General features: G+C 49.1%; 21 protein-coding genes. 14 read left to right on the top strand and 7 right to left on the bottom strand.

The genetic code is table 11. The features are described 5' to 3' along the window. Nucleotides 1–23 precede the first annotated feature (23 nt). From mutL to McpAg1_RS01990, 4 genes are all read left to right on the top strand, one after another. Nucleotides 24–1,835 (top strand): DNA mismatch repair endonuclease MutL, encoded by a 1,812-nt coding sequence (mutL, locus tag McpAg1_RS02005; protein ID WP_338093617.1) that lies wholly within the window; start codon nucleotides 24–26, stop codon nucleotides 1,833–1,835. A gap of 138 nt (nucleotides 1,836–1,973) precedes the next feature. After that, a complete protein-coding gene (locus McpAg1_RS02000) occupies nucleotides 1,974–3,086 on the top strand; it encodes a FecCD family ABC transporter permease (RefSeq protein WP_338093616.1) in 1,113 nt (370 codons plus the stop codon). Then, nucleotides 3,083–3,856 carry an ABC transporter ATP-binding protein gene (locus tag McpAg1_RS01995; RefSeq protein ID WP_338093615.1) on the top strand — a complete coding sequence of 258 codons (774 nt, stop codon included), beginning with the start codon at nucleotides 3,083–3,085 and terminating at the stop codon, nucleotides 3,854–3,856. The genes McpAg1_RS02000 and McpAg1_RS01995 overlap by 4 nt, the downstream gene beginning before the upstream one ends. Before the next feature lie 65 nt (nucleotides 3,857–3,921). After that, complete coding sequence (locus McpAg1_RS01990; RefSeq protein WP_338093614.1) at nucleotides 3,922–4,950, top strand: ABC transporter substrate-binding protein; 1,029 nt, start codon at nucleotides 3,922–3,924, stop codon at nucleotides 4,948–4,950. Between the two features lie 188 nt (nucleotides 4,951–5,138). Here McpAg1_RS01990 and amrS read toward each other — a convergent pair whose 3' ends face one another. Further along, nucleotides 5,139–6,140, bottom strand: coding sequence for an AmmeMemoRadiSam system radical SAM enzyme (gene amrS, locus McpAg1_RS01985; RefSeq protein ID WP_338093613.1), 1,002 nt, complete (start codon nucleotides 6,138–6,140; stop codon nucleotides 5,139–5,141). Between the two features lie 58 nt (nucleotides 6,141–6,198). Here amrS and McpAg1_RS01980 point away from each other — a divergent pair, with 58 nt between their 5' ends. Then, nucleotides 6,199–6,480 carry a DUF3795 domain-containing protein gene (locus McpAg1_RS01980; RefSeq protein ID WP_338093612.1) on the top strand — a complete coding sequence of 94 codons (282 nt, stop codon included), beginning with the start codon at nucleotides 6,199–6,201 and terminating at the stop codon, nucleotides 6,478–6,480. On the opposite strand, the gene McpAg1_RS01975 is transcribed toward McpAg1_RS01980, so the two are convergent. Together McpAg1_RS01975 and McpAg1_RS01970 are read right to left on the bottom strand one after the other, a co-directional pair. After that, the gene (locus McpAg1_RS01975; protein ID WP_338093611.1) at nucleotides 6,467–7,213 is read right to left on the bottom strand and encodes a TrmB family transcriptional regulator; all 747 of its coding nucleotides are present in this window, start codon (nucleotides 7,211–7,213) and stop codon (nucleotides 6,467–6,469) included. The genes McpAg1_RS01980 and McpAg1_RS01975 overlap by 14 nt on opposite strands. After that, nucleotides 7,214–8,596, bottom strand: a complete 1,383-nt coding sequence (locus McpAg1_RS01970) for an MATE family efflux transporter (protein ID WP_338093610.1) — start codon at nucleotides 8,594–8,596, stop codon at nucleotides 7,214–7,216. 95 nt (nucleotides 8,597–8,691) lie between these two features. Between McpAg1_RS01970 and McpAg1_RS01965 the strand changes: the two genes are divergently transcribed. Both McpAg1_RS01965 and McpAg1_RS01960 read left to right on the top strand, forming a co-directional pair. After that, nucleotides 8,692–9,870 carry an MFS transporter gene (locus McpAg1_RS01965; protein WP_338093609.1) on the top strand — a complete coding sequence of 393 codons (1,179 nt, stop codon included), beginning with the start codon at nucleotides 8,692–8,694 and terminating at the stop codon, nucleotides 9,868–9,870. 23 nt (nucleotides 9,871–9,893) lie between these two features. After that, entirely contained in the window at nucleotides 9,894–10,562 is a 669-nt protein-coding gene (locus McpAg1_RS01960; RefSeq protein WP_338093608.1) for a metallophosphoesterase family protein, read from the top strand. 318 nt (nucleotides 10,563–10,880) lie between these two features. Here McpAg1_RS01960 and cyaB read toward each other — a convergent pair whose 3' ends face one another. Next, nucleotides 10,881–11,447 (bottom strand): class IV adenylate cyclase, encoded by a 567-nt coding sequence (gene cyaB, locus McpAg1_RS01955; protein ID WP_338093607.1) that lies wholly within the window; start codon nucleotides 11,445–11,447, stop codon nucleotides 10,881–10,883. Between the two features lie 114 nt (nucleotides 11,448–11,561). Here cyaB and McpAg1_RS01950 point away from each other — a divergent pair, with 114 nt between their 5' ends. The 7 genes from McpAg1_RS01950 (at nucleotide 11,562) to McpAg1_RS01920 (ending at nucleotide 17,022) form a co-directional block, all read left to right on the top strand. After that, complete coding sequence (locus McpAg1_RS01950) at nucleotides 11,562–11,852, top strand: hypothetical protein (protein WP_338093606.1); 291 nt, start codon at nucleotides 11,562–11,564, stop codon at nucleotides 11,850–11,852. Further along, a complete protein-coding gene (locus McpAg1_RS01945) occupies nucleotides 11,849–12,127 on the top strand; it encodes a hypothetical protein (RefSeq protein ID WP_338093605.1) in 279 nt (92 codons plus the stop codon). Before McpAg1_RS01950 ends, McpAg1_RS01945 begins: the two co-directional genes overlap by 4 nt. A gap of 151 nt (nucleotides 12,128–12,278) precedes the next feature. Continuing rightward, nucleotides 12,279–12,971: an FKBP-type peptidyl-prolyl cis-trans isomerase gene (locus McpAg1_RS01940; RefSeq protein ID WP_338093604.1), complete on the top strand. Its 693-nt coding sequence runs from the start codon at nucleotides 12,279–12,281 to the stop codon at nucleotides 12,969–12,971. A gap of 313 nt (nucleotides 12,972–13,284) precedes the next feature. After that, nucleotides 13,285–13,743 (top strand): hypothetical protein, encoded by a 459-nt coding sequence (locus tag McpAg1_RS01935; RefSeq protein ID WP_338093603.1) that lies wholly within the window; start codon nucleotides 13,285–13,287, stop codon nucleotides 13,741–13,743. Between the two features lie 246 nt (nucleotides 13,744–13,989). After that, on the top strand, nucleotides 13,990–14,628 hold the full coding sequence (locus McpAg1_RS01930; RefSeq protein ID WP_338093602.1) for a winged helix-turn-helix transcriptional regulator: 639 nt from the start codon (nucleotides 13,990–13,992) through the stop codon (nucleotides 14,626–14,628). Nucleotides 14,629–14,771: 143 nt separating this feature from the next. Further along, nucleotides 14,772–15,503, top strand: a complete 732-nt coding sequence (locus tag McpAg1_RS01925) for a winged helix-turn-helix transcriptional regulator (RefSeq protein ID WP_338093601.1) — start codon at nucleotides 14,772–14,774, stop codon at nucleotides 15,501–15,503. Nucleotides 15,504–15,615: 112 nt separating this feature from the next. Further along, nucleotides 15,616–17,022, top strand: a complete 1,407-nt coding sequence (locus tag McpAg1_RS01920; protein ID WP_338093600.1) for an RNA-binding domain-containing protein — start codon at nucleotides 15,616–15,618, stop codon at nucleotides 17,020–17,022. Between the two features lie 4 nt (nucleotides 17,023–17,026). Here McpAg1_RS01920 and McpAg1_RS01915 read toward each other — a convergent pair whose 3' ends face one another. The 3 genes from McpAg1_RS01915 to McpAg1_RS01905 are packed head-to-tail and all read right to left on the bottom strand — an operon-like array spanning nucleotide 17,027 to nucleotide 19,426. Beyond that, nucleotides 17,027–17,218, bottom strand: a complete 192-nt coding sequence (locus tag McpAg1_RS01915; protein ID WP_338093599.1) for a hypothetical protein — start codon at nucleotides 17,216–17,218, stop codon at nucleotides 17,027–17,029. Continuing rightward, nucleotides 17,205–19,190: a ferrous iron transport protein B gene (feoB, locus tag McpAg1_RS01910; RefSeq protein ID WP_338093598.1), complete on the bottom strand. Its 1,986-nt coding sequence runs from the start codon at nucleotides 19,188–19,190 to the stop codon at nucleotides 17,205–17,207. Before feoB ends, McpAg1_RS01915 begins: the two co-directional genes overlap by 14 nt. After that, nucleotides 19,187–19,426: a FeoA family protein gene (locus McpAg1_RS01905; RefSeq protein WP_338093597.1), complete on the bottom strand. Its 240-nt coding sequence runs from the start codon at nucleotides 19,424–19,426 to the stop codon at nucleotides 19,187–19,189. Before McpAg1_RS01905 ends, feoB begins: the two co-directional genes overlap by 4 nt. Nucleotides 19,427–19,475: the final 49 nt, after the last annotated feature.

Here is a 19,475-nt window from a genome sequence, read left to right as displayed (position 1 = left end):
GAGATGTTGACGGAGAAAAAGTAATGGGCATCATCACCGTCCTTGATGAAGAGACGATCAGCCACATCGCCGCGGGGGAAGTAGTGGAGCGTGCGGCATCAGTGGTAAAAGAGCTGGTCGAAAACGCCATTGATGCGGATGCACACAGAATCAAAATCGAACTTTTCGCCGACAGCACCGCAGTCACACGAATTATCGTCACCGACGACGGCATCGGCATGAGCGAAGAGGACGCACTTCTTGTCTTCCGCCAGCATGCCACAAGCAAAATCTCACGACCGTCCGACCTTGCCGCAATTGCCACACTCGGATTCCGGGGCGAAGCAATGGCAAGCATAGCCGCAGTCTCCCAGGTCACCCTCGTCACCAAAGAGCGCGGCAGCAGCAGTCCTGCCGCATGCCGCGTCACTATTCACGGCGGCGAACTTATCGAGTGCACAGCAGCAGGCGCTCCCGAAGGAACCAGTGTACTCGTTGAAGGCCTCTTTTACAACACACCGGCACGAAGAAAATTTCAGAAAAGTGTCGCAACCGAACTATCCCACATCTATGACATGGTGGAGCGGCTCGCACTCGCGCACCGCAGCATCTCATTTGTTCTCCTCTATCAGGGAAAGGAACGGTTCCGTACCTATGGAAACGGCAGTTATGCGGATGTAATAGCAGCAGTCTTTGGCGCAACATTTGCCAAAGAACTTGTACCAGTTGAAGGAACCTACGGACTCGTCAAAGTCTCAGGACTCATAACGAGACCCGGGTCAGAGATGAAAACAACGCCGAGCAGATTTTATCTCTCCATCAACCACCGACAGATAAGTTCGCGGAGCATCCAGTGGGCGGTCCGCGAAGGATACGGCACACTGCTGCCGAAAGGAATGTACCCGGCAGCATTTCTCGACCTCGCGATTGACCCGCGCGATGTGGACGTCAACGTCCACCCAACGAAAAAAGAGGTCAGGCTCTCCCGTGAACGTGACGTCCAGCGGGGCGTGCAGGACGCAGTATACTGTGCACTGCATGACAGTCCGGTCTTTTCTGCTACAAAACCAGCAGAGCCCGCAGTGCTGGATACACCAAAACCAAAAACAGTATCTCCCGCAGTACCGCTTCCGGAGACAATTCTTGGTGAAGCAGTTGCCCCATACGAACGGCGGGCACGCCCTGCTCAGGAGATCCAAAAATCTGCCGCAGCTGCCTTCCGGCAAACCGACAAACAACTGAGAAGGACCGAGACCTTTGAAGTTCCGGAGACTACAGAGTTCGTACCTCAGGTTCTTGGTCAGATCGCAGACACCTACATTCTCGCAAAAAATGAAGCAGGAGATCTCATCGTCGTGGACCAGCATGCAGCGCACGAACGGGTGATGTATGATCTTCTGCTCGCACGACAGAGGAAGGGACTTGCCGGTCAGGAACTCATCGTACCAATCCAGCTGCATCTGACAAAACGTGAGACCGCGGCGATCACAGATCTTTTGGACGTACTTGCCGGAGCAGGGTATCTGCTTGAACCGTTCGGCAAAGATATCTGGATGGTGCGTACCGTGCCGGTAGTCTCAGAGACTCTCGGCGATCCGTCGGTGATCCATGAGATCATCGCAGAGGCTCTTGACAAAACCTCGGGCGGCGGTGAAGAAAGCGTGCTTGACCGTGTGCTCAAAACCGCAGCCTGCCGGTCAGTGGTCAAAGGTGCAACGCCCATGACCCTCGAACAGATGCAGAGACTGCTTCGCCAGTTGATGGCAACCACGTCCCCCTACACCTGCCCGCACGGACGACCGACCACCATCGTGCTGACAAAAGAGCGGCTTGCAGCAATGTTTTTACGGACATGAGGATTTTATTTTTGTGAGGAGCATTTTATTACAGGAAAACAAAATCACACCATTTTCTCCCGACATCAATGTGATAAACGGGAGAACGGTGTTTGGAAAAACACAACAGGCAGGATGATTTTGAGGTAAACGAAAAAAATGTCAGAGAAGAAAATCCCGGAACTCTACCACTCAGTTCAGAAGCGGAAGCTTTTGATCTTTGGAGTACTGCTTCTCCTTCTCTTCATTGCAGCAATTATCGCCTGCGGTATTGGAACGGTTGCCATTCCTCCCGGCGATGTCCTCGCCGCCTTTGGCCACGCAGTCCTGCCCGGACTCATTGACGCTCCCGCAACCCAGAGCGCTGAGTTCATCATCACCGGTTACCGGCTGCCCCGCATCCTGCTTGCCATTCTTGCCGGCATCAGCCTTGCGGTTGCCGGAGCAGTCATGCAGGGACTGCTCCGCAATCCGCTTGTCAGCCCTTTCACTCTCGGCCTGTCGTCTGCGGCATCCTTTGGTGCTGCGTTCATGATTGTGCTCGGCCCGGTTCTTTTCGGTGCAGCATTTGCCGGAGCAGTAACCATTGCAGGCATTACATTTTCTGCGAGCACAATTCTTCTGATCCTTTCTGCATTCCTGTTCGGCTGGATGAGTGTCGTGCTGGTCTATCTGATCTCCCGCACGAAGATGACCTCGCAGGCGATCATGATTCTTGCAGGAGTTGTTATCGGCTACCTCTTTCAGGCAGGACTGCTTGCTCTGCAGTACATCTCAAACGATGAGGCGCTCAGGGACATTGTTACCTGGCTGATGGGCGGGATGTGGGGTGCGACCTGGCCAGCGGTGATTGTTCTTTTGCCGATAGTTTTCCTCTGTTTCTTTCTGGTTGAACGGCGGGCATGGGATCTCAACGCACTTTCCGGCGGCGATGATGTGGCGAAAAATCTCGGCATCAATGTTCCGCAGTTTCGGATACGCGGACTTATGATCGTCAGCTTTGCTGCATCCGCATGTCTTGCGTTTACCGGCGTGATTGGATTTATCGGTCTTATGGCACCGCACATATGCCGCATGATTGTTGGAAATGACTATCGCTACCTTCTCCCCTGCTCTGCGGTGATGGGCGCACTGATTCTTTTAGTCTCCGACACTGCGGCGAGAAGTATTTTTGCGCCGGTTGAGATTCCGGTTGGCGTTATCATGTACATCCTCGGCGGTCTCTTTTTCCTTTATCTGATAACACGGGGACACGGGAGGTATCTTGGATGAAGATTGATGTCGTATCCCTTTCGCAGAAGTACGGAAACCTGCAGGTTTTGCATGATGTCAGCTTCACTGCTGATGCAGGCGAGGTGGTTGCACTGCTTGGACCAAATGGATCGGGCAAGTCAACGCTGATCAAAACCATCGCTGATATTTTACCTCCGGCGTCCGGAAAAATTTTGATCGACGGAGCAGACACTGCTGCAATTGATCCAATCGATCGTGCAAAACTTATCGGATATGTGCCGCAGTACTTTCATTACACGCCGTTCACCACTGTCCTTGACACGGTGTTGATCGGACGACGGCCGTACATGAGCTGGTCGGTTACCGACGAGGATCTTATTGCGGTGGACAAAAGTCTTGCAACGATGCATGTCACTGATCTTGCCGACAGGTTCGTGAACGAACTCTCAGGCGGTCAGCGGCAGCGGGTGTTCATCGCACGGACGCTTGCCCAGCAGCCGGCATTTTATCTTTTTGATGAGCCGACAAGTTCTCTTGATCTCCGTCACCAGCTGGAGACCGCATCAACAATGCAGAAGATTGTTCATGAAGAGAACTCCTGTATGATCATTGCTTTACATGATCTGAATCTGGCTCTGCGGTACACAGACAAGGTGGTGATGCTCAAAGACGGCAGTATCTATTCCTGCGGAACACCTGAGGAGGTGCTGACCGAAGAAGCTGTCAGGGATGTGTATGGTGTTTGTGCGGAGATTGTAGAGAACGATCACGGCAGATTTATTTTGTCGTACGCTCCGTCGAATGTGTGAGAAGACCTGATTTTCGTAACACTGAAATAGCGTGTCCTACCACTATTTACTCAGGAGTGTGTACGATGAAAAAATATTCTCTTCTCTTTTTCTGCTGCATTGCGGCAGTGGCAGTGATCTGTTCAGCAGGTTGTGTAACAACTGATGTGCCCGCGGGTGCAGTGGTGGTGAATCAGACGAACGGCGAGCCGTTCACGCTTGCTCATGAGGCTGAGCGGATTGTTCTGATGAACTCAAATGCTGCTGAGATGCTGTATGTGATGGGGGCTGCAGGCAAAGTGGTTGGTGTGTCCCAGTCGATTTATGATCATGCTGAGCTTGGGCCGCTGTTTCCGAATGCGGTCAGTGTCGGTAAGTGGGATGTACCGGATATTGAGACGATCAGTTCTCTGTCACCTGATGTGGTGATTGCATTTTCTACTTCCAGGCCGCTGAATGCTGATGCGATTGAGGCAGGAGGTATTCCTATCTGCTATATTGACTGTTACAAGCCGACGACGATGGCAGCTGATGTTGAGGCGCTTGGTGTTCTGACCGGCAACTCAGACAAAGCCGCAGAGTTTGTTTCCTTCTATGAGGGTGTGATGGACTCGGTGAAAAACAGAACAGCACCAGTTTCGTTTTCACCGTCGGTCTACTGCGAGGGGTACACGGACTACTCAGGTCAGGCGAAAGGGTCAGGGATGGATATGCTGATAGAGTTTGCCGGCGGCAGAAATGTGCTCACGCAGGAGATGGGCGCAACGTCTCCGAAGGTTTCGCCTGAGTGGCTGGTTGCGGAAAATCCTGATGTGATGATCAAGATTCTCTCGGTGAAGAATATGGAAAGTGCAGAGGATCAGTATGCCGGATTTACCGGACGATATGGTTTTGCCAATCTGGACGCAGTTTCAGAGGACCGGACGTACATGATCCGAAATGATATCGCATATGGTCCCAGAACATTTGCCGGAGCGGTGGCAGTTGCAAAGATGCTGCATCCTGAAGCTGCATCAGATCTGAGTGTGCGTGCGGTGCTGGATGAGTATAATGCCAGGTTTGGTCTGAATGTTTCTGCCGGGCAGGTTGTCTACCCCGCCTCGCCGAAAATCTAATGTGAGGATTCATCCGCCCGAAGCGGGCGAAAAATCCTCACAGATTTTCTCACGATTGACTGAATTGAAACCGAATTTGTAAAAAATTGTTATTGGCGATTTTTTTTATTTGCGCTATTTTCACGAAACTGCAAAGCAGTGAGCACGACAAAACATCGTGTGAAAGGTATGCGATTCGTGTTCCGATCTCACATAATCCCCTCAAACGGTCTCCCGCATTTCCGGCAACATCCGTCAATAATTCCCGGAATTTTTGCAACATAGCCTGCCCGAAGAATCAGCAGTTCCCCGCACTCAGGACACAGCGTCTGTGATCCCGCGGCATGCATGATGTTGCCGATGTAGGGATAGTAGAGGCCGTGATCTTTTGCCTGCAAAAAGATCCGGTCCAGCGTCTCTTTTGGTGTAGGTGTCTCGCGATTCATCCGGTACATCGGAGTAAACCGCGTGAAGTGATGGGGAACCGCGAGTCCGAGATTCTCCACCTCCCACTCAAGCATCGAATCGATCTCTTCAGAACTGTCATTGTAACCGGGAATCACCAGCGTCACCAGCTCCAGATGAAGACCAAGCTCCTTTGCAAGGAGAATCGTATCCAGCACCGGAGGTAATCGTGCCCCGCAGACTTTTTGATAAAATTCATCAGTGAAAGCCTTCAGGTCCACACGAATCGCGCCAAGATGCAGAGCGGCAAGCTCGCGGAGCGCCTCCTCGCTGAGGTATCCGTTTGTGATAAATGCCGAGCCAAGGCCTGCCGGTCCTGCAAGCCGCAGCGTATCCAGCACGTACTCGCAGGTGATCGTCGGCTCGTTGTAGGTAAACGAGATGCTTTTTGCTGAAGTTGCCGTCGCCTCTTCAACCAGCTGTTCCGGCGAAACGTACGTCGCCGGCAGCTCCCGCACCTGCGAGAGCGTAAAATTCTGGCAGTGGCTGCAGGTGAAGTTACAGCCATAACTGCTCACAGAAAACGTCTGTGTTCCCGGAAGATAATGATAAAGAGGCTTTTTTTCGATCGGGTCAAGGCCAGCAGCCGTCAGATGACCATAGTTTCTTGAGTACAATACTCCGTCGACATTTTCCCGCACCCCGCAAAATCCCTGCTCACCTTCTGCAATCAGGCACTGACGCTGACACGCAGTACAGATAACCGCATCATCACTGACTGGTCGGGAGAGATACGCCTTATGCATATACTCAAAGTATAGTGAGAGAATCTATATCAAAGAGTGCATCAGAAAAAAATAGATTATGAGATTAGCATGCTGCGGCATGGACTGCGATGCCTGCACGTATCCCGGCAACTGTCCCGGATGCCGCGAAGTTTGCGGAAAACCGTTCTGGACCGCGTATGCAAACATACCGGTCTGTAAAATCTTTGACTGCTGTGCAAATGAACATGCCTGGGCCAACTGTGGAAAATGTCCAGAGGTTCCCTGCGAGCGTTACTTTGCCAACCCTGACCCGTACATGAGCGAGGAGGATGCAAAAAAGACTCTGGAAAAAAAGATGGAAAATCTCAGATCGGTTTGATCTCATCCAGGATGCAGTGATAGAGATAGCCTGAGAAGAGATCGTTCGAGAGAAAAATTCCCAAAACATCTCCGCTGTCCTCCACAATCTGGAGAAAATCACGCCGGTCAGCATAAATTGCGAGCCTGAGTTTAATGCTCCTGTCATCAGGGACATGCGGAGAGAAAAATCCGTTCTCAATCTCACGACCACCAAGATAGCACTTGAGGCTGGTATTTTCTGCGAGTTTTCTGTTTCGCAGAACTACATAGAGATCGAGTCGTTTCTGAAGATCCACCAGATCAAATGCGTAGCGTTTGAGAAACTCGGCGTCGTCGCAGAAGATGATCATCTCTGACTTCGCCCGCTGAAACATCAGACGAATCTGTGACTCGATTGCATGAGCATTCTGCAGTTCATATGCCTGCGTCAGTCGTGCGGGGCGGTCGCGTTCCAGATCCGTCAGATACTCGCTCAGCTCGTTCAAGGCTGACATGGTATCGGTCTTGATGTGTTCAAAAGTTTTTGCGACATCATTCACATGATACCGGACGGGTGATGCCCCCGAACAGCCGACGAAACGTTTTTCCATCAGACGATCCAGCGTTTCGTAGACACGTCCGCGGGGGATGGAGGTGAGGTCATGGACCTCTCTTGCGCTTGCAACCCGTAGTTCGAACAGGGACGAGTAGACTTTTGCTTCATACTCGTTCATGCCGAATTTTTTTAAGCGGGATACAAGCTCCTCGTTCATTTACGCGTCTTCTCCACCAAGGTCCAGCTTTTTTCTCTTCCAGTCGCCCTTGCGGTAGAAGTAGTAGTCGCAGATACACATAACAATGGAACCACAGACGATCGCATACCAGATGTACTGGATCGGATAGCCAAGGTAGGCAAACATCGCGGAAAGTGCAACCTGTGTACAGATCTGTCCGGCGATTGCCGAGTACATCCCGGGACGCGTCATACCTGCACCATTCATTGCAAAGCCGAGCGTCATTGCCGCTGCAATGATGAAGTAGGAGAACGGGATGATGTGCATGAAGAGGATGCCGTCAACAAGCGCCTCGCCTTCCGCGCCGAAGAATGCCAGCAGCATCTCTGCGTTGAAGAAGTAGAAGACGGCAACACATGCCATGAAGATGGCGTTGATGACAACTGCGTACTTCACTGAAAGTTCAGCACGATCAGTGCGTCCTGCACCAAGATTCTGACCAACCATCACAGCAATTGCAGTACAGAATCCCATCACAATGATGAGACCAAGCATGTCCAGACGAATCGAGATTCCATACGCTGCAACTGCTGCAGTTCCGTAGAACGTGGTAACAATTGCGGTCATCATCAGAAAACCAAAGCTTCTCACTCCGCTCTGGATTGCACTCGGGATTGCAATGAACACAATTTGTTTGATGAGATCAGTCTCAAAGGTCCACTTCTTCGGCAGTCTGACCGGACTGTTTTTGAATGACGGGTGAAGGTAAATGATGCCAAGCAGCAGGAAAATTCCTGCACCACGTGAGAGAAGGGATGCATATGCTGATCCTGCGATGCCGAATGCGGGAAATCCTGCAAGACCCTGAATAAGGGTGGGGTTGAGGAGAATGTTGACGATGTTTACCACGATCATGGCAAACATCGGCGTGCGTGAATCGCCGCTGCTCTGAAATGCAGTGACAAGGGTCATTAAGATAACCATCACAAACAGACCCATCAGCATCGGCTGGAGAAACTTCACTCCTTCAGCAAGAGCGCCAGGGTCTGCCCCAAGCAGCAGAAGGAGTTGTTCAGACCAGAAGAAACCGATAACTGCAATTATTGCGGAGATGATTAAAGCCAGATACAGAGAGTGAGCGAGAATTACCTGAATGCGTTCATACCGCTGCGAACCGTAAGCTCGTGATATGAATGCGGCGGTGGCGGTGACAATACCAAACAACACGGTTGTGAGAACCATGATGATGGAGATACTCATCGTTCCCCCAGCAATTGCATCCTGCCCGAGGTGTCCGATGAAGTACATGTCCACTACTTCAAGAACACTCTGCAAAATGTTACTGATGATGATTGGGATAGCGATGATAATAAGGGCTTTTGTGATACTGCCCTCGGTGATGATGTTTTCCCTTTCGGTCATGAGACTATACATGTGTGGTCTGTAAGGCAATAATAGTACTGCTACTGAGTTCAGGTGCACCACGCATTTATGAGAGATGGCTTTAATGAGTAAAGATGAAAAAGACGTTTGTTCCAACGAGATGGACATTGGTATTTCTGCTGTGCGCAGCAATGCTTACTTTGATGGGAGGAGCAGCGGTCGCTCCGGCACTTCCTTTGATCAGTCAGGTTTTCCCTGACGTGCCAGAGTATCTGATCTCGATGATCATTACACTGCCAAGCCTCGCAGTTGCCTGCACCGGATATTTAGTCGGGATGGCATGCGACCGGTTTGGAAGAAAACCGATTCTTCTTCTGTCGCTGGTGATCTTTTCGGTTGCCGGGTCTGCGGGATTTTTCCTTGATTCGTTTCCGGCAATTCTTGCAAGCCGCGCCGTTCTCGGTATTGGTATTGCAGGTCTTATGACGGCAACGACCGCACTTATCACCGAGTATTATACCGGTGCATCCAGAGTAAAGGTGCTCGGCTACCAGTCGGCTGCGATGGGTCTTGGCATTCTGATTCTTGAAACCGGAGGAGGAACTCTTGCGGAGATCTCATGGAGAGAGCCGTTCCTGATTTATCTGGTGGGTTTTGTGATCCTCCTTGGAGCTATCTTTGCAATCAAGGAACCTGCCCGTGAGCCGACTCACGGTCTGCGCGACAGCTCGGTGAAGCTGAACATGCGGGCGCTTCTGCCGATTTATGTAACAATTTTTATCGGGATGGCGATTATTTTCCTGATGCCGACCAAGCTGCCGTATCTGATCTCAGCGGTCAGCAGTACTTCTCTGATGGGAACCGGAGTCCTGCTTGGTCTGATGGGTTTTTGTGCAGCGGTTACCGGAATTTTTTACGGCCGGATTGCAGCAAGGATGCCAAGAATGCAGGTGATGTTTTTGTGTTTCCTCGTGCTCGGCGTGGGATGCTGTCTGATGGGTTTTGCAGAGTCGGTCGCGGCGATTGCTGTTGCGGTAATTTTAGTCGGAGCAGGAAACGGCGCATTGATTCCGACAATTGTAAACTGGATCTCAAATGAAGCACCGATTCGGGCGATGGGAAAAGCGACCGGAATTTTTTCGATGTCGCTGAACCTCGGACAGTTCGGCTCGTCGCTTCTGGTGGTGCCAATTCTGGTAATCGTCGGGTCGTACAGTAATCTGTTTCTGGTTACTGGCCTTTTTGCAATTCTGATCTCCTTAATCTATGCGGTTGTGTGGCGGCGGGGCGGACAGTCTTCTGAAACTTCATAACCTCTAAGACGAAATAGATAGTCATGACCGATATTGTATTTATTACTGATGTACATGGGAAGTATGAGGTAATTCCTAAAATTTTTGAGGAGGAGGAGCCGGATTATGTTCTCGTAGGCGGGGATCTGACGGACTTCGGACCTCTGGACGGAGTGATCCCGGCGCTTGAGGAGATCCCTGCACCAACTCTGGTGATCCCTGGCAACTGTGATCCAAAAGAGATTGTGCAAATCATTGAGGCGTCGGACGCTGTGTCGCTGCATCTGAAGAGTATTGATCTGGGGACAATTACGGTCACGGGTCTTGGCGGATCAAACACGACTCCGTTCAATACGTTGTTTGAGTTTTCTGAGGAAGAGATTGCAGCGGCTCTTGCCGGTGTTCTTGCAAAGATGAAGAAAAACCGATGGAATATTCTGGTGACGCACGCTCCGCCAAAAGGAGCACTCGACGGAATTGGCGAGGACGGATCGGTTCACGTGGGTTCGGAGTCGGTGGCGGCTGTTGTCCGCGAGTTTGATATCATCTGCTGCGGACACATTCATGAACAAAAAGGCGTCGTTGAGTTTGAGCGGCGCATCTGTGTGAATCCGGGACCTGCGTCCGAAGGAAACTATGCGGTGATCACTCTCACTGATGAGGATGAGCCGGTCATTGTTCTGCGCAATGTGCATGATGAAAAAAATGAGTGAGAAAATTCTCGCGAAATTTTTTTGAAAATTTTTTTTGAATAGGATTTACGCGGTGTGAGTTCTAAAACGCGAATATCGCGAATAAAAATCGCCAATGGCGATTTTTAAGAAATTATCAAAATTATTTTTATGGACACATCCATCCATTTAGAGATGCATAGGAATTTTTTTTGAAAAATCGCCATTGGCGATTTTTTATTCCGCGAAGCGGTGAGCAGGCCAAAGGCATGCGATTCGCGCTATTCGTGTTATTCGCGTTTCGAAATATTCACCACCGCGTAACTCCTATTTGAAAAAAAATTTCGAGCCGCTTGGCTCTCAAACTTTTTTTGCTGCCTGAGCATCAAGCAGGATTTCAAGATAGGATTTGGTGAGCCGTTCACCCGTGATGCCTGCCGCTGCCGCGACGCTTTCGATTGCAGCGATCGCTTCATCTTCGGTGAGAGAAAAGTCTGCTTCGATCTCAGAGAAGGTGCCAACACCAGCAACATTGTCAAGGGTGACGATGGCTTTTTCGCACTGATAGATCTCACGGTGCTTGACAACCTCTGCGGTTTTTCTGAAGTTGAGCCGTTCAAGAATTACGCCGAACTCTTCTCCTGAAGAGAGGTCAACGATTACCTCTTCGCGTGCCTTGAATCCTTCGTGGCCGACTTTCGGGCCTTTGTAGGTGACGTTTGGCGGCATGATTTTTCCGCAGGTCTGGTTTTTGGTGTACCGGACACGGAGGGCTTCGTCGGTCTGGGCGAAATCTTTGTGCGGGGCATTGTAGTAGATGTCGTGCTCGTCCTGTTCGGCGATGAGGACTGCTCCGTATTTTTCGAGATTGTTCCTTATGGGTTCGAGTGCCGGGACTTTGACTTTGATCTCAATCTCCAATGCCATGATGTTGTAGTATTCGGACTTGAGGGGATATAAGGGTAGGGGATTTTGCGGAGGGGAGAGGAATCGACCGTGACAACAAAACCTATTATCTCATCACCCCTATTATCTGATATCATGCAGGTTCAGGAGAAAAACGGAGGGAAAAAAACCATAACCGTTACTCCGGATATTCACCGGAAAATTGTATCCCTGCGACGCGGAAACCAGACGTACGGAGATGTGGTTGCTGCATCAATTGCCGCACTGGAAAGGGAAAGGGAACGTCCCGATATTTCATGTATTGACGATATCGATATGAATGAGCTGGACAAACAGGTTGATGAGTGGGATAAAGAACCGGATAAACACTACATCACCCTCGAAGAGTCCAGAATACGGTACGAAAAGAAACACAAGATAGCGTGACATTTACGATTTGTGTTTCCAATATCGTTCAGGGAGAGTTGGAAAAACTTTCGCAAACAGATTACGACTTCTGTATTAAAAAAATCAGGCGGGCACTGGAGGAGAAACCTTACCCCGGGCATGGCGGGGATAAGGAAAAACTCGCAGAGAACAAATACCGCCTGCACATCAGTCGTACATACACGGCGTTATATCGAATTAACGAAGAGAAAAAAATTGTTCGCGTGTATCTATTCGGTACGATTGGTAAGATGCACAAACGTTACGACGACTAAGAATAATTCCTCCATTATAATTGCGGCCTGCCGCGTTTTTCGTTCTGATGATATGAGCAGGATCGAACTTTCCAAGAAAATAGATATATCATTGTCGGATGAATTCGCAAAATCTCTTAATGTATGAGGGCGCATAGTATAGGGAATTCGTATGGCTATTGAGAATGGCAACTATATTAAAATCAGCTACACCGGTTCTGTAAACGGTTCAGCTTTTGATACGACCGATGCTGAGGCAGCAAAGACGGCAGGAATTTTCCGCGAGAATGCGATGTATGGCCCGGCAGTGGTAAAGGTCGGCGCAGGTCATGTACTTGTAGGCGTTGACGAGGATCTTGCAGGAAAGGAAGTCGGCAAGGAGTACACAGTTGTTGTTCCGGCAGAGAAGGCATTCGGCGAGCACAAGAAGGATGAGCTGAAGGCTGTTGATAAAAAGGCTCTTCCAGAAAAAGTTTCCATGTTTGACCGCGTGACGGTTGAGGGACGCGAGGGTGTTGTGGTAAATAAGATCGGCAACCGCTATCTGGTTGACTTTAACCACCCGCTTGCAGGCCAGGACCTTACCTATGTCTACACGATTGAGTCGGTTGTTGAGGATCCGATCGAGAAACTCACCGGAACCATCCGCCTGTTTACCGGTCGCGAGATGAAGGTCAGCAACGCACACAAAGCGTTTGTGTCTGTTGAAGTCCCGCCGATGATGGCAATGTACAACCAGAACTGGATGATGACCGAGTACATGATCACGCAGGAAGCCTTCGGACTTTTCCCGGAGATCGAGTCGGTGAAGTTCGTCGAGACCTTCCCGCGCCCGAACCTCAAGACGGAAGAGAAGACCGAGTAATTTTTTTCTCATCAGACAGATCTCCGGAAATATCCGGATAACTTTTTTGTGATTTTATTGGTGAGAAGGTAACTTTGTCACGATATAAGAGTATTTATAGGAAAATTTGGACAAATATTAGGTTTTGGTAAGCCGAAACAGACGGTTTATCAAGAGGTTGGACATTCAGAAATTATTGATAAATAATGCCGTAAAATACTAAATACGTCGACATAAAAGGTATTTCAATTAAATTCCACACTGGTTTAGGAAAACCTAAACCTAATATTTGTCCAAAGTTAATATAACAGGATAACGAGAACAAACATATTGTATGAGAAAGAAATTAGTTGTAGTACTCGCACTGCTGTGCGTACTCGCATTCTGTATGGCTCCGGCCGCGGCAACGACGTCATCTGATCAGACGACAAAGAAAACCGGCATGACCGTGACACCGATTGTCGGGGATGTGATGTGGCCGAAAGGATCAAACTCAGGTACCGTCACGCAGGGTGAAACAAAAACCTATTCCTATACGGTACCTGCAGGATCAACAACACTTTCTGTAAAAGTTGTATGGGGAACCACTGCAAGCAATCTGGGACTTATCGTCCAGACTCCAAATAGTATAGGATATGGTGAGTTTGATGACGCAACCGATGGAAGTACGAATGGTAGCCTTGCACTGCAGTTTCAGGATAACCCGCTCCAATCCGGACAGTGGCTGTTCTTTGTCAGAGGGAAGTCAGTAACAGGCTCACAGTCATTCACCATCACCATAGTCAGCTCTTAACTGGAAAAATCTATGAAAAACATCAAACCAATTTTTATTTTACTGATTATACTATCACTACTGTGCACACCAGCCATAGCCGATGAAACTGTAATTTCGGATGGGAGCCTGATCATCTATACTATCCCAGACGATTTTGAAGATGACGGTGCGTTGGTTGTTGAAGATGTTTGGTTCGTAAATCCTACAGTAAAATTGCGAAACATTCTAACCATACTCTACACTGGAGCATGGGGTCTGCCTTCAATGCTCATTTTACAAATTCTTGGAACATGTACTCTTCTCCTCGGAGCCGGTGCTCTCGGTTTCCTCATCACCCGCAAGAATCTCCCTGATGATCCTGAATCCCGCCCGATGATCGTCTACAACGCAATCAAGGAAAATCCGGGAATGACCATGGCGCAACTGCAGAGACTCACCGGAATACCAAGAGGATCAATTAACTACACCGTTCATCGTCTGAGTCTTGCAGGCAAAGTCAAAAAGATCACAGACAATGGAGCGGGAAGTTATTATCCGGCCCACGTCCAGATAGAAGGACACGAAGAGTTCATGCACAAAGTTCTCACCGAAGAAAGGCCGAACAAAATATTTCAGACCATTATCGACCATCCAGAAATTTCCCAAAAGATCTTGGTCGAAAAAACCGGCATTCCTCAGACAACACTGCAGTGGCATCTCTCCCAGCTGGCAAAATACCAAGCAATTAAGAGTGTTCGCAACAAAAATACCATTCACTACACCGCAATTCCTGACTACGTCCTGCTGTACACTCAGTTTGTCGAAGGAAAAAAACAGGAAAACGAAACAGAAAATCATGAAAATGTCGACAAAATTTCCGAGGAAAAACAAACAAAAAACACAGGCAACACAAACGAGTCATAACCCATTGACCCATGGCTGAAAAAAAAATGATTGAAGGCAGTATGATCTTTTATCCAAAATTACAAAACAAAGCATTACCGCTGCTGACTATTTTCCTTGTATGTTCGGTTTTTTGTACCGGTGTCTCCGCAGAAATGGAGGAAATGTACTATCCTCTCTCAGGACTGACGATCTCTCCTCTGCCCGTGGACTTTGAGTACATCGATGACGGAATTCCCATCGTACTTGTGGAAAATCCTCCGTTCGATCTTATGGGAACGTTGCAGGAGTACGTTTTCATAACATACAGCCATATTTTTGGTCTCCCTCCCGTGATTTTCACAGAATTTGTGTGGATCATTTTCCTCTTTCTCACCACCGGTGCCCTCACCGGCCTTATGGCACGGGACCCGTTCTCCTTCAAACCCAACTCCCGGACAACAAAACTCTACAATGAAATAGTCGAAAACCCGGGGATTACCGCAGCCGAACTTGCAAAAATCATCGAGATCCCGCGGGGGACCATGAACCACCACATCAACAAACTCGAGACCGCAGGAAAAATCCGAAAAGTTGCAAGAAAAGGAATGACCTGCCTGTATGCGGGGACATGCAGTGAGGATGAAATCCGCGAGTTCATGCAGCGTCTCATCGTACGGGAAAAACCGCATAAAATATTCACCACGATTGCAGAAGCTCCGGGAATCTCCCAGACCGATCTCATAGAAATAACCGGCATACCGCACTCAACCCTCCAGTGGCACCTCTCACAGTTCGCACGCTACAATGTGCTGGAGACCTATCGGGAAAAAAATTTCACCCACTATATCATTCCCTCTGAATACCTCAGAATCTATCAGAGCCTCACGAGTAAAAACGAGAGCATCGCAGAATAATTTATCCTTAACACAGGAATCTGCACTCAACTGGCGAACAAAAAATATTTTCAGAATCCCACACCATGAACAATACTTATCATCGAAAAAAACAACATACTCTACAAGAATTGTGAATACATTACCCATTGCAGAGGACAACAGAACAGAGTTCAAGGCTATGCTCACCGAAAAACTCGAAAAAGAAGTTGTCGCATTTTTAAACTACAAAGAAGGCGGATACCTGTATATCGGCATAGCTGACGACGGAACAGTCTGCGGAATTTCTGATCCTGATGCAACACAGCTTACAATAATAAACAGAATCAAGGACAACATCTCCCCTTCAACTCTCGGATTATTTGATATTGAAACATACCATCACGACGAAAAAGCCTATTTGAAAATAACCATCTCCAGCGGACCGGAGAAACCCTATTACCTGACACGATACGGCATGTCTCCCCGCGGTTGTTACCTTCGCGTGGGTGCCGGCATTCAGCAGATGTCGCAGCAAAAAATCGATGAATATTATGCAAAACGAACCCACAACACCCTTGGACTCATGGTCTCACCAATCCAGACGCTGAGCTTTGCCCAGCTGAAAATATATTATGAGGAAAAAGGGTACACCATCAACGACACGTTTCTCAGAAATCTTGGTCTCATCAACCGCGATGGAGAATATAATTATGCAGCCTATCTGCTCGCAGACACAAACGGCGTATCCCTGAAAGTCGCACGATATTTTGGCTCTGACAAAATCGATCTCATCGAAAATGAAGAGCTGGGATACTGTTCGCTGGTAAAAGCCACAACCCAGATGCTTGACAAACTTGAACTGATAAACATCACCCGCACGAAGATAACAGGGAAAGAACGTATCGAAAAACGCCTTGTTGACTCGCGTGCACTGCGGGAAGCCGTGATCAATGCAATCGTACACAACGACTACTCGCGAGGTACAGCACCAACCGTAGAAATTTTTTCAGACAGAATAATGATCACATCAGCAGGAGGGCTCCCGCAGAATCTTACCGAGGAAGAATTTTTCGCAGGAATTTCTGCTCCCAGAAATCAGGAACTGATGAGAATATTCCGGGACCTGAATCTTGTAGAACAGCTTGGTTCAGGACTCAGGAGAATACTTGCAAAGTACGACAGATCCATATTCGTGTTCTCTCCAAATTATCTCCGTGTAACCTTCCGGTATGATGAACCTCAGGATGAGACTATAAATGAGACTATAAATGAGACTATAAATGAGACTATAAATGAGACTATAAATGAGACTATAAATGAGACTATAAATGAGACTATAAATGAGACTATAAATGAGTCATTACACAACGAGTCCACGCTGGAAAAACTGGTTTTAGACTATCTCAAGAAAAATCCGAAAGCAACCTATGCGGATATTGCCCGTGAAACAACCCTCAGTAGGAGTACTGTCGCCCGCCTGATTCAGATGTTACAAAAAAATGGTTCAATCATCAGAGTCGGCTCAAACAAAACCGGACACTGGCAAATAATCCCCTAAAAAATTATTCTTTTTTCAAAGAAGTTTCGCGGGAAGCCGCCGCACACTGGCAGCATCCCCCCTTCTCCTTCTTCGAACAACCGCAGCAGCATGACCCCTGAGTGAGGTTCCGCTTCAGCATCAGGCCGAACACCAGCAGAATCACAACCGCCAGCAGTACAAACAGCACCGTCCAGAGAGGATCACCCGAATCCAAGAAGAACACCTCCCTGATAGATGATGAAGGAAACAATCCAGGCAACTACGCACATCATCACAGCTGCGCCGACCGTAATTTTCCACGAGTTTGTCTCCTGCTTAATCGTCAGCATCGCCGCAAGGCAGGGCATATACAGAAGAATAAACACCATGAACGAGTAGGCGGAAAGCGGCGTGAACACATTCATCAGCACATCACCCAGAGCCTCATCGCCCACACCGAACAGCGTGCCAAACGTTGCTACCACAACTTCTTTTGCAATCAGTCCCATGATCACTGCAATTGCCGCCTCAGGAATACCAAAGCCGAGCGGTGCAAAGATGGGAGCAATCGCAGAACCTATCATGCCGATGATACTTTCAGAAGATCCGTACTCAACACCGAACGGCAGCGAGGCAAGCAGCCACATCAGAAGTACCGCCGGGAAAATAATCACTCCGGCCTTCTTCAGAAACAGACCCGCATGCTCGAACGAATGAATGAGGACACCTTTGATTGTTGGGATCCGATACGGCGGCATCTCCAGAACAAACGCCGAAGACTCACCCTTGAAGAGCGTCTTGCGAAGCAGGAGCCCCACAATCAGCGCAACGAGAATGCCCAGCAGATACAGCGAAAACATTACCAGACCCTGCACTTGCGGCACAAAGAAGATGCCGACCAGCAGAAGATAGACGGGAAGCCTTGCCGAGCAGGACATAAACGGTGTCAGAAGAATCGTCAGCAGCCGCTCACGCTCGGTCTCCATCGTACGCGTCGCCATAATTGCCGGAACGCCGCAGCCGAACCCAAGCATCATAGGAATAAAGGATTTTCCGTGAAGACCAAGCCGGTGCATAATCCGATCCATGATCACAGCAACCCGTGCGAGATATCCTGAGTCCTCAAGAATTGCCAGAAGGATGAACAGCAGAACAATGTTTGGCAAAAAGATCACAACTGATCCGACACCGCTGATCACACCATCACAGACAAACGAACTTACCCAGTCAGGAGCACCGCTCGAGGCAAGAGCGTCACCGGCAAATTCAGAAAGTGTGCCAAAGATGGTGTCGATCATATCCATGAACGGCGCACCGAGCATAAACACAATCTGGAACACCGCATACATCACCACAAGAAAGATCGGAAAACCGAGCCACTTGTTCGTCACAAACCGGTCGATTCGTTCCGACTGATTTTTTCCTCCAGAGTCTGCATGAAGACTCACCGACTCGTGAAGAATGCCTGCGATGTATCCGTAACGCTGGTCGGCAAAAACTTCCTGCGGGGTTGTGCCGAAAATTTCCTCCAGATGTTTTCTGGTCTTTTCAATTTTTGTTCGGATCTCATCCGAAAAATTTTCCGGAGCTCCATGGATCAGATACTGAATCAGATCCCAGCGGGAAACCTCAGGCAAAATATTGGAGAGCTCTGCAAGGTGCTGCTCGATCTCGTTTGAGTAATGAGGGAAGTTTGCAGTTGCCGCAGGTTTTTTCAGGATTTCCTGAATCAGCTGATCTTTTCCGGTGTCATCGATCGCTTCAATCCGCACGACCGGAACGCCAAGGGATGCGGAGAGTTTTTTGGTGTCGATGATGATGCCTTCAGCGTCAGCATATCGGTTCAGATTCAGCGCGAGAATCAGCGGGACGCCGAGCTCGATCAGCTGAAGGGTCAGGTAGAGGTTTCGTTCGAGATGTGCGGCGTCCACAATGTTGACCACGACGTCCGGCTTTTCGTGCAGGAGGTACTCAACGGTAATCTCTTCTTCGAGAGATCGGCTGCTCAGGCTGTAGGTCCCGGGGAGGTCAACGATCTCAAGGGTTGTTCCTTCATAGGTTGCCTTTCCTTCTTTTCGTTCGATGGTGACGGTTTTTCCCGGCCAGTTCCCCACATGGTGGCGCATGCCGGTAAGGTTATTGAAAAGAGTGGTTTTGCCGCAGTTCGGGTTTCCTGCAAGGGCGACGATGATTCGCTTTTCGCTCATGCAATCTCCATGAGAATATTTTTTGCTTCGTTTTTGCGGATTGCAAACTGACATCCGCGGACACGGACAATCATGGGGTCACCAAGTGGGGCGTTGCCAAGTACGGTGATGTCGGTTCCGCGGGTGATGCCGAGTTCAAGAAGGCGTTTGGTTATTTCTGCACCATGTTCAAGGGATGCGACCGTCGCAGACGAGCCGCAGGGAATGCAGTTTAGGGTTACGAGAGGTGATGTCATTTGCATACTACTTTGTTTGCGGTTAGGTGGGTATATTCCGCCGCCTAAT

The sequence above is a fragment of the Methanorbis furvi genome (assembly GCF_032714615.1).
Taxonomy (GTDB): domain Archaea; phylum Halobacteriota; class Methanomicrobia; order Methanomicrobiales; family Methanocorpusculaceae; genus Methanocorpusculum; species Methanocorpusculum furvi.
Note: the sequence above shows the minus strand (reverse complement) of the source record. Positions and strands in the feature narration are given on the sequence as shown.

Excerpts from the sequence above, each read along its gene's own strand:
- McpAg1_RS01975 (WP_338093611.1), bottom strand. The coding sequence starts at position 7,213 with ATGAACGAGGAGCTTGTATCCCGCTTAAAAAAATTCGGCATGAACGAG.
- mutL (WP_338093617.1), top strand. The coding sequence starts at position 24 with ATGGGCATCATCACCGTCCTTGATGAAGAGACGATCAGCCACATCGCC.
- McpAg1_RS01940 (WP_338093604.1), top strand. The coding sequence starts at position 12,279 with ATGGCTATTGAGAATGGCAACTATATTAAAATCAGCTACACCGGTTCT.
- McpAg1_RS01995 (WP_338093615.1), top strand. The coding sequence starts at position 3,083 with ATGAAGATTGATGTCGTATCCCTTTCGCAGAAGTACGGAAACCTGCAG.
- McpAg1_RS02000 (WP_338093616.1), top strand. The coding sequence starts at position 1,974 with ATGTCAGAGAAGAAAATCCCGGAACTCTACCACTCAGTTCAGAAGCGG.
- McpAg1_RS01925 (WP_338093601.1), top strand. The coding sequence starts at position 14,772 with ATGTACTATCCTCTCTCAGGACTGACGATCTCTCCTCTGCCCGTGGAC.
- McpAg1_RS01905 (WP_338093597.1), bottom strand. The coding sequence starts at position 19,426 with ATGACATCACCTCTCGTAACCCTAAACTGCATTCCCTGCGGCTCGTCT.
- McpAg1_RS01930 (WP_338093602.1), top strand. The coding sequence starts at position 13,990 with ATGCTCATTTTACAAATTCTTGGAACATGTACTCTTCTCCTCGGAGCC.
- amrS (WP_338093613.1), bottom strand. The coding sequence starts at position 6,140 with ATGCATAAGGCGTATCTCTCCCGACCAGTCAGTGATGATGCGGTTATC.
- McpAg1_RS01960 (WP_338093608.1), top strand. The coding sequence starts at position 9,894 with ATGACCGATATTGTATTTATTACTGATGTACATGGGAAGTATGAGGTA.
- McpAg1_RS01990 (WP_338093614.1), top strand. The coding sequence starts at position 3,922 with ATGAAAAAATATTCTCTTCTCTTTTTCTGCTGCATTGCGGCAGTGGCA.
- cyaB (WP_338093607.1), bottom strand. The coding sequence starts at position 11,447 with ATGGCATTGGAGATTGAGATCAAAGTCAAAGTCCCGGCACTCGAACCC.
- McpAg1_RS01965 (WP_338093609.1), top strand. The coding sequence starts at position 8,692 with ATGAAAAAGACGTTTGTTCCAACGAGATGGACATTGGTATTTCTGCTG.
- McpAg1_RS01935 (WP_338093603.1), top strand. The coding sequence starts at position 13,285 with ATGAGAAAGAAATTAGTTGTAGTACTCGCACTGCTGTGCGTACTCGCA.
- feoB (WP_338093598.1), bottom strand. The coding sequence starts at position 19,190 with ATGAGCGAAAAGCGAATCATCGTCGCCCTTGCAGGAAACCCGAACTGC.
- McpAg1_RS01950 (WP_338093606.1), top strand. The coding sequence starts at position 11,562 with ATGCAGGTTCAGGAGAAAAACGGAGGGAAAAAAACCATAACCGTTACT.
- McpAg1_RS01980 (WP_338093612.1), top strand. The coding sequence starts at position 6,199 with ATGAGATTAGCATGCTGCGGCATGGACTGCGATGCCTGCACGTATCCC.
- McpAg1_RS01970 (WP_338093610.1), bottom strand. The coding sequence starts at position 8,596 with ATGACCGAAAGGGAAAACATCATCACCGAGGGCAGTATCACAAAAGCC.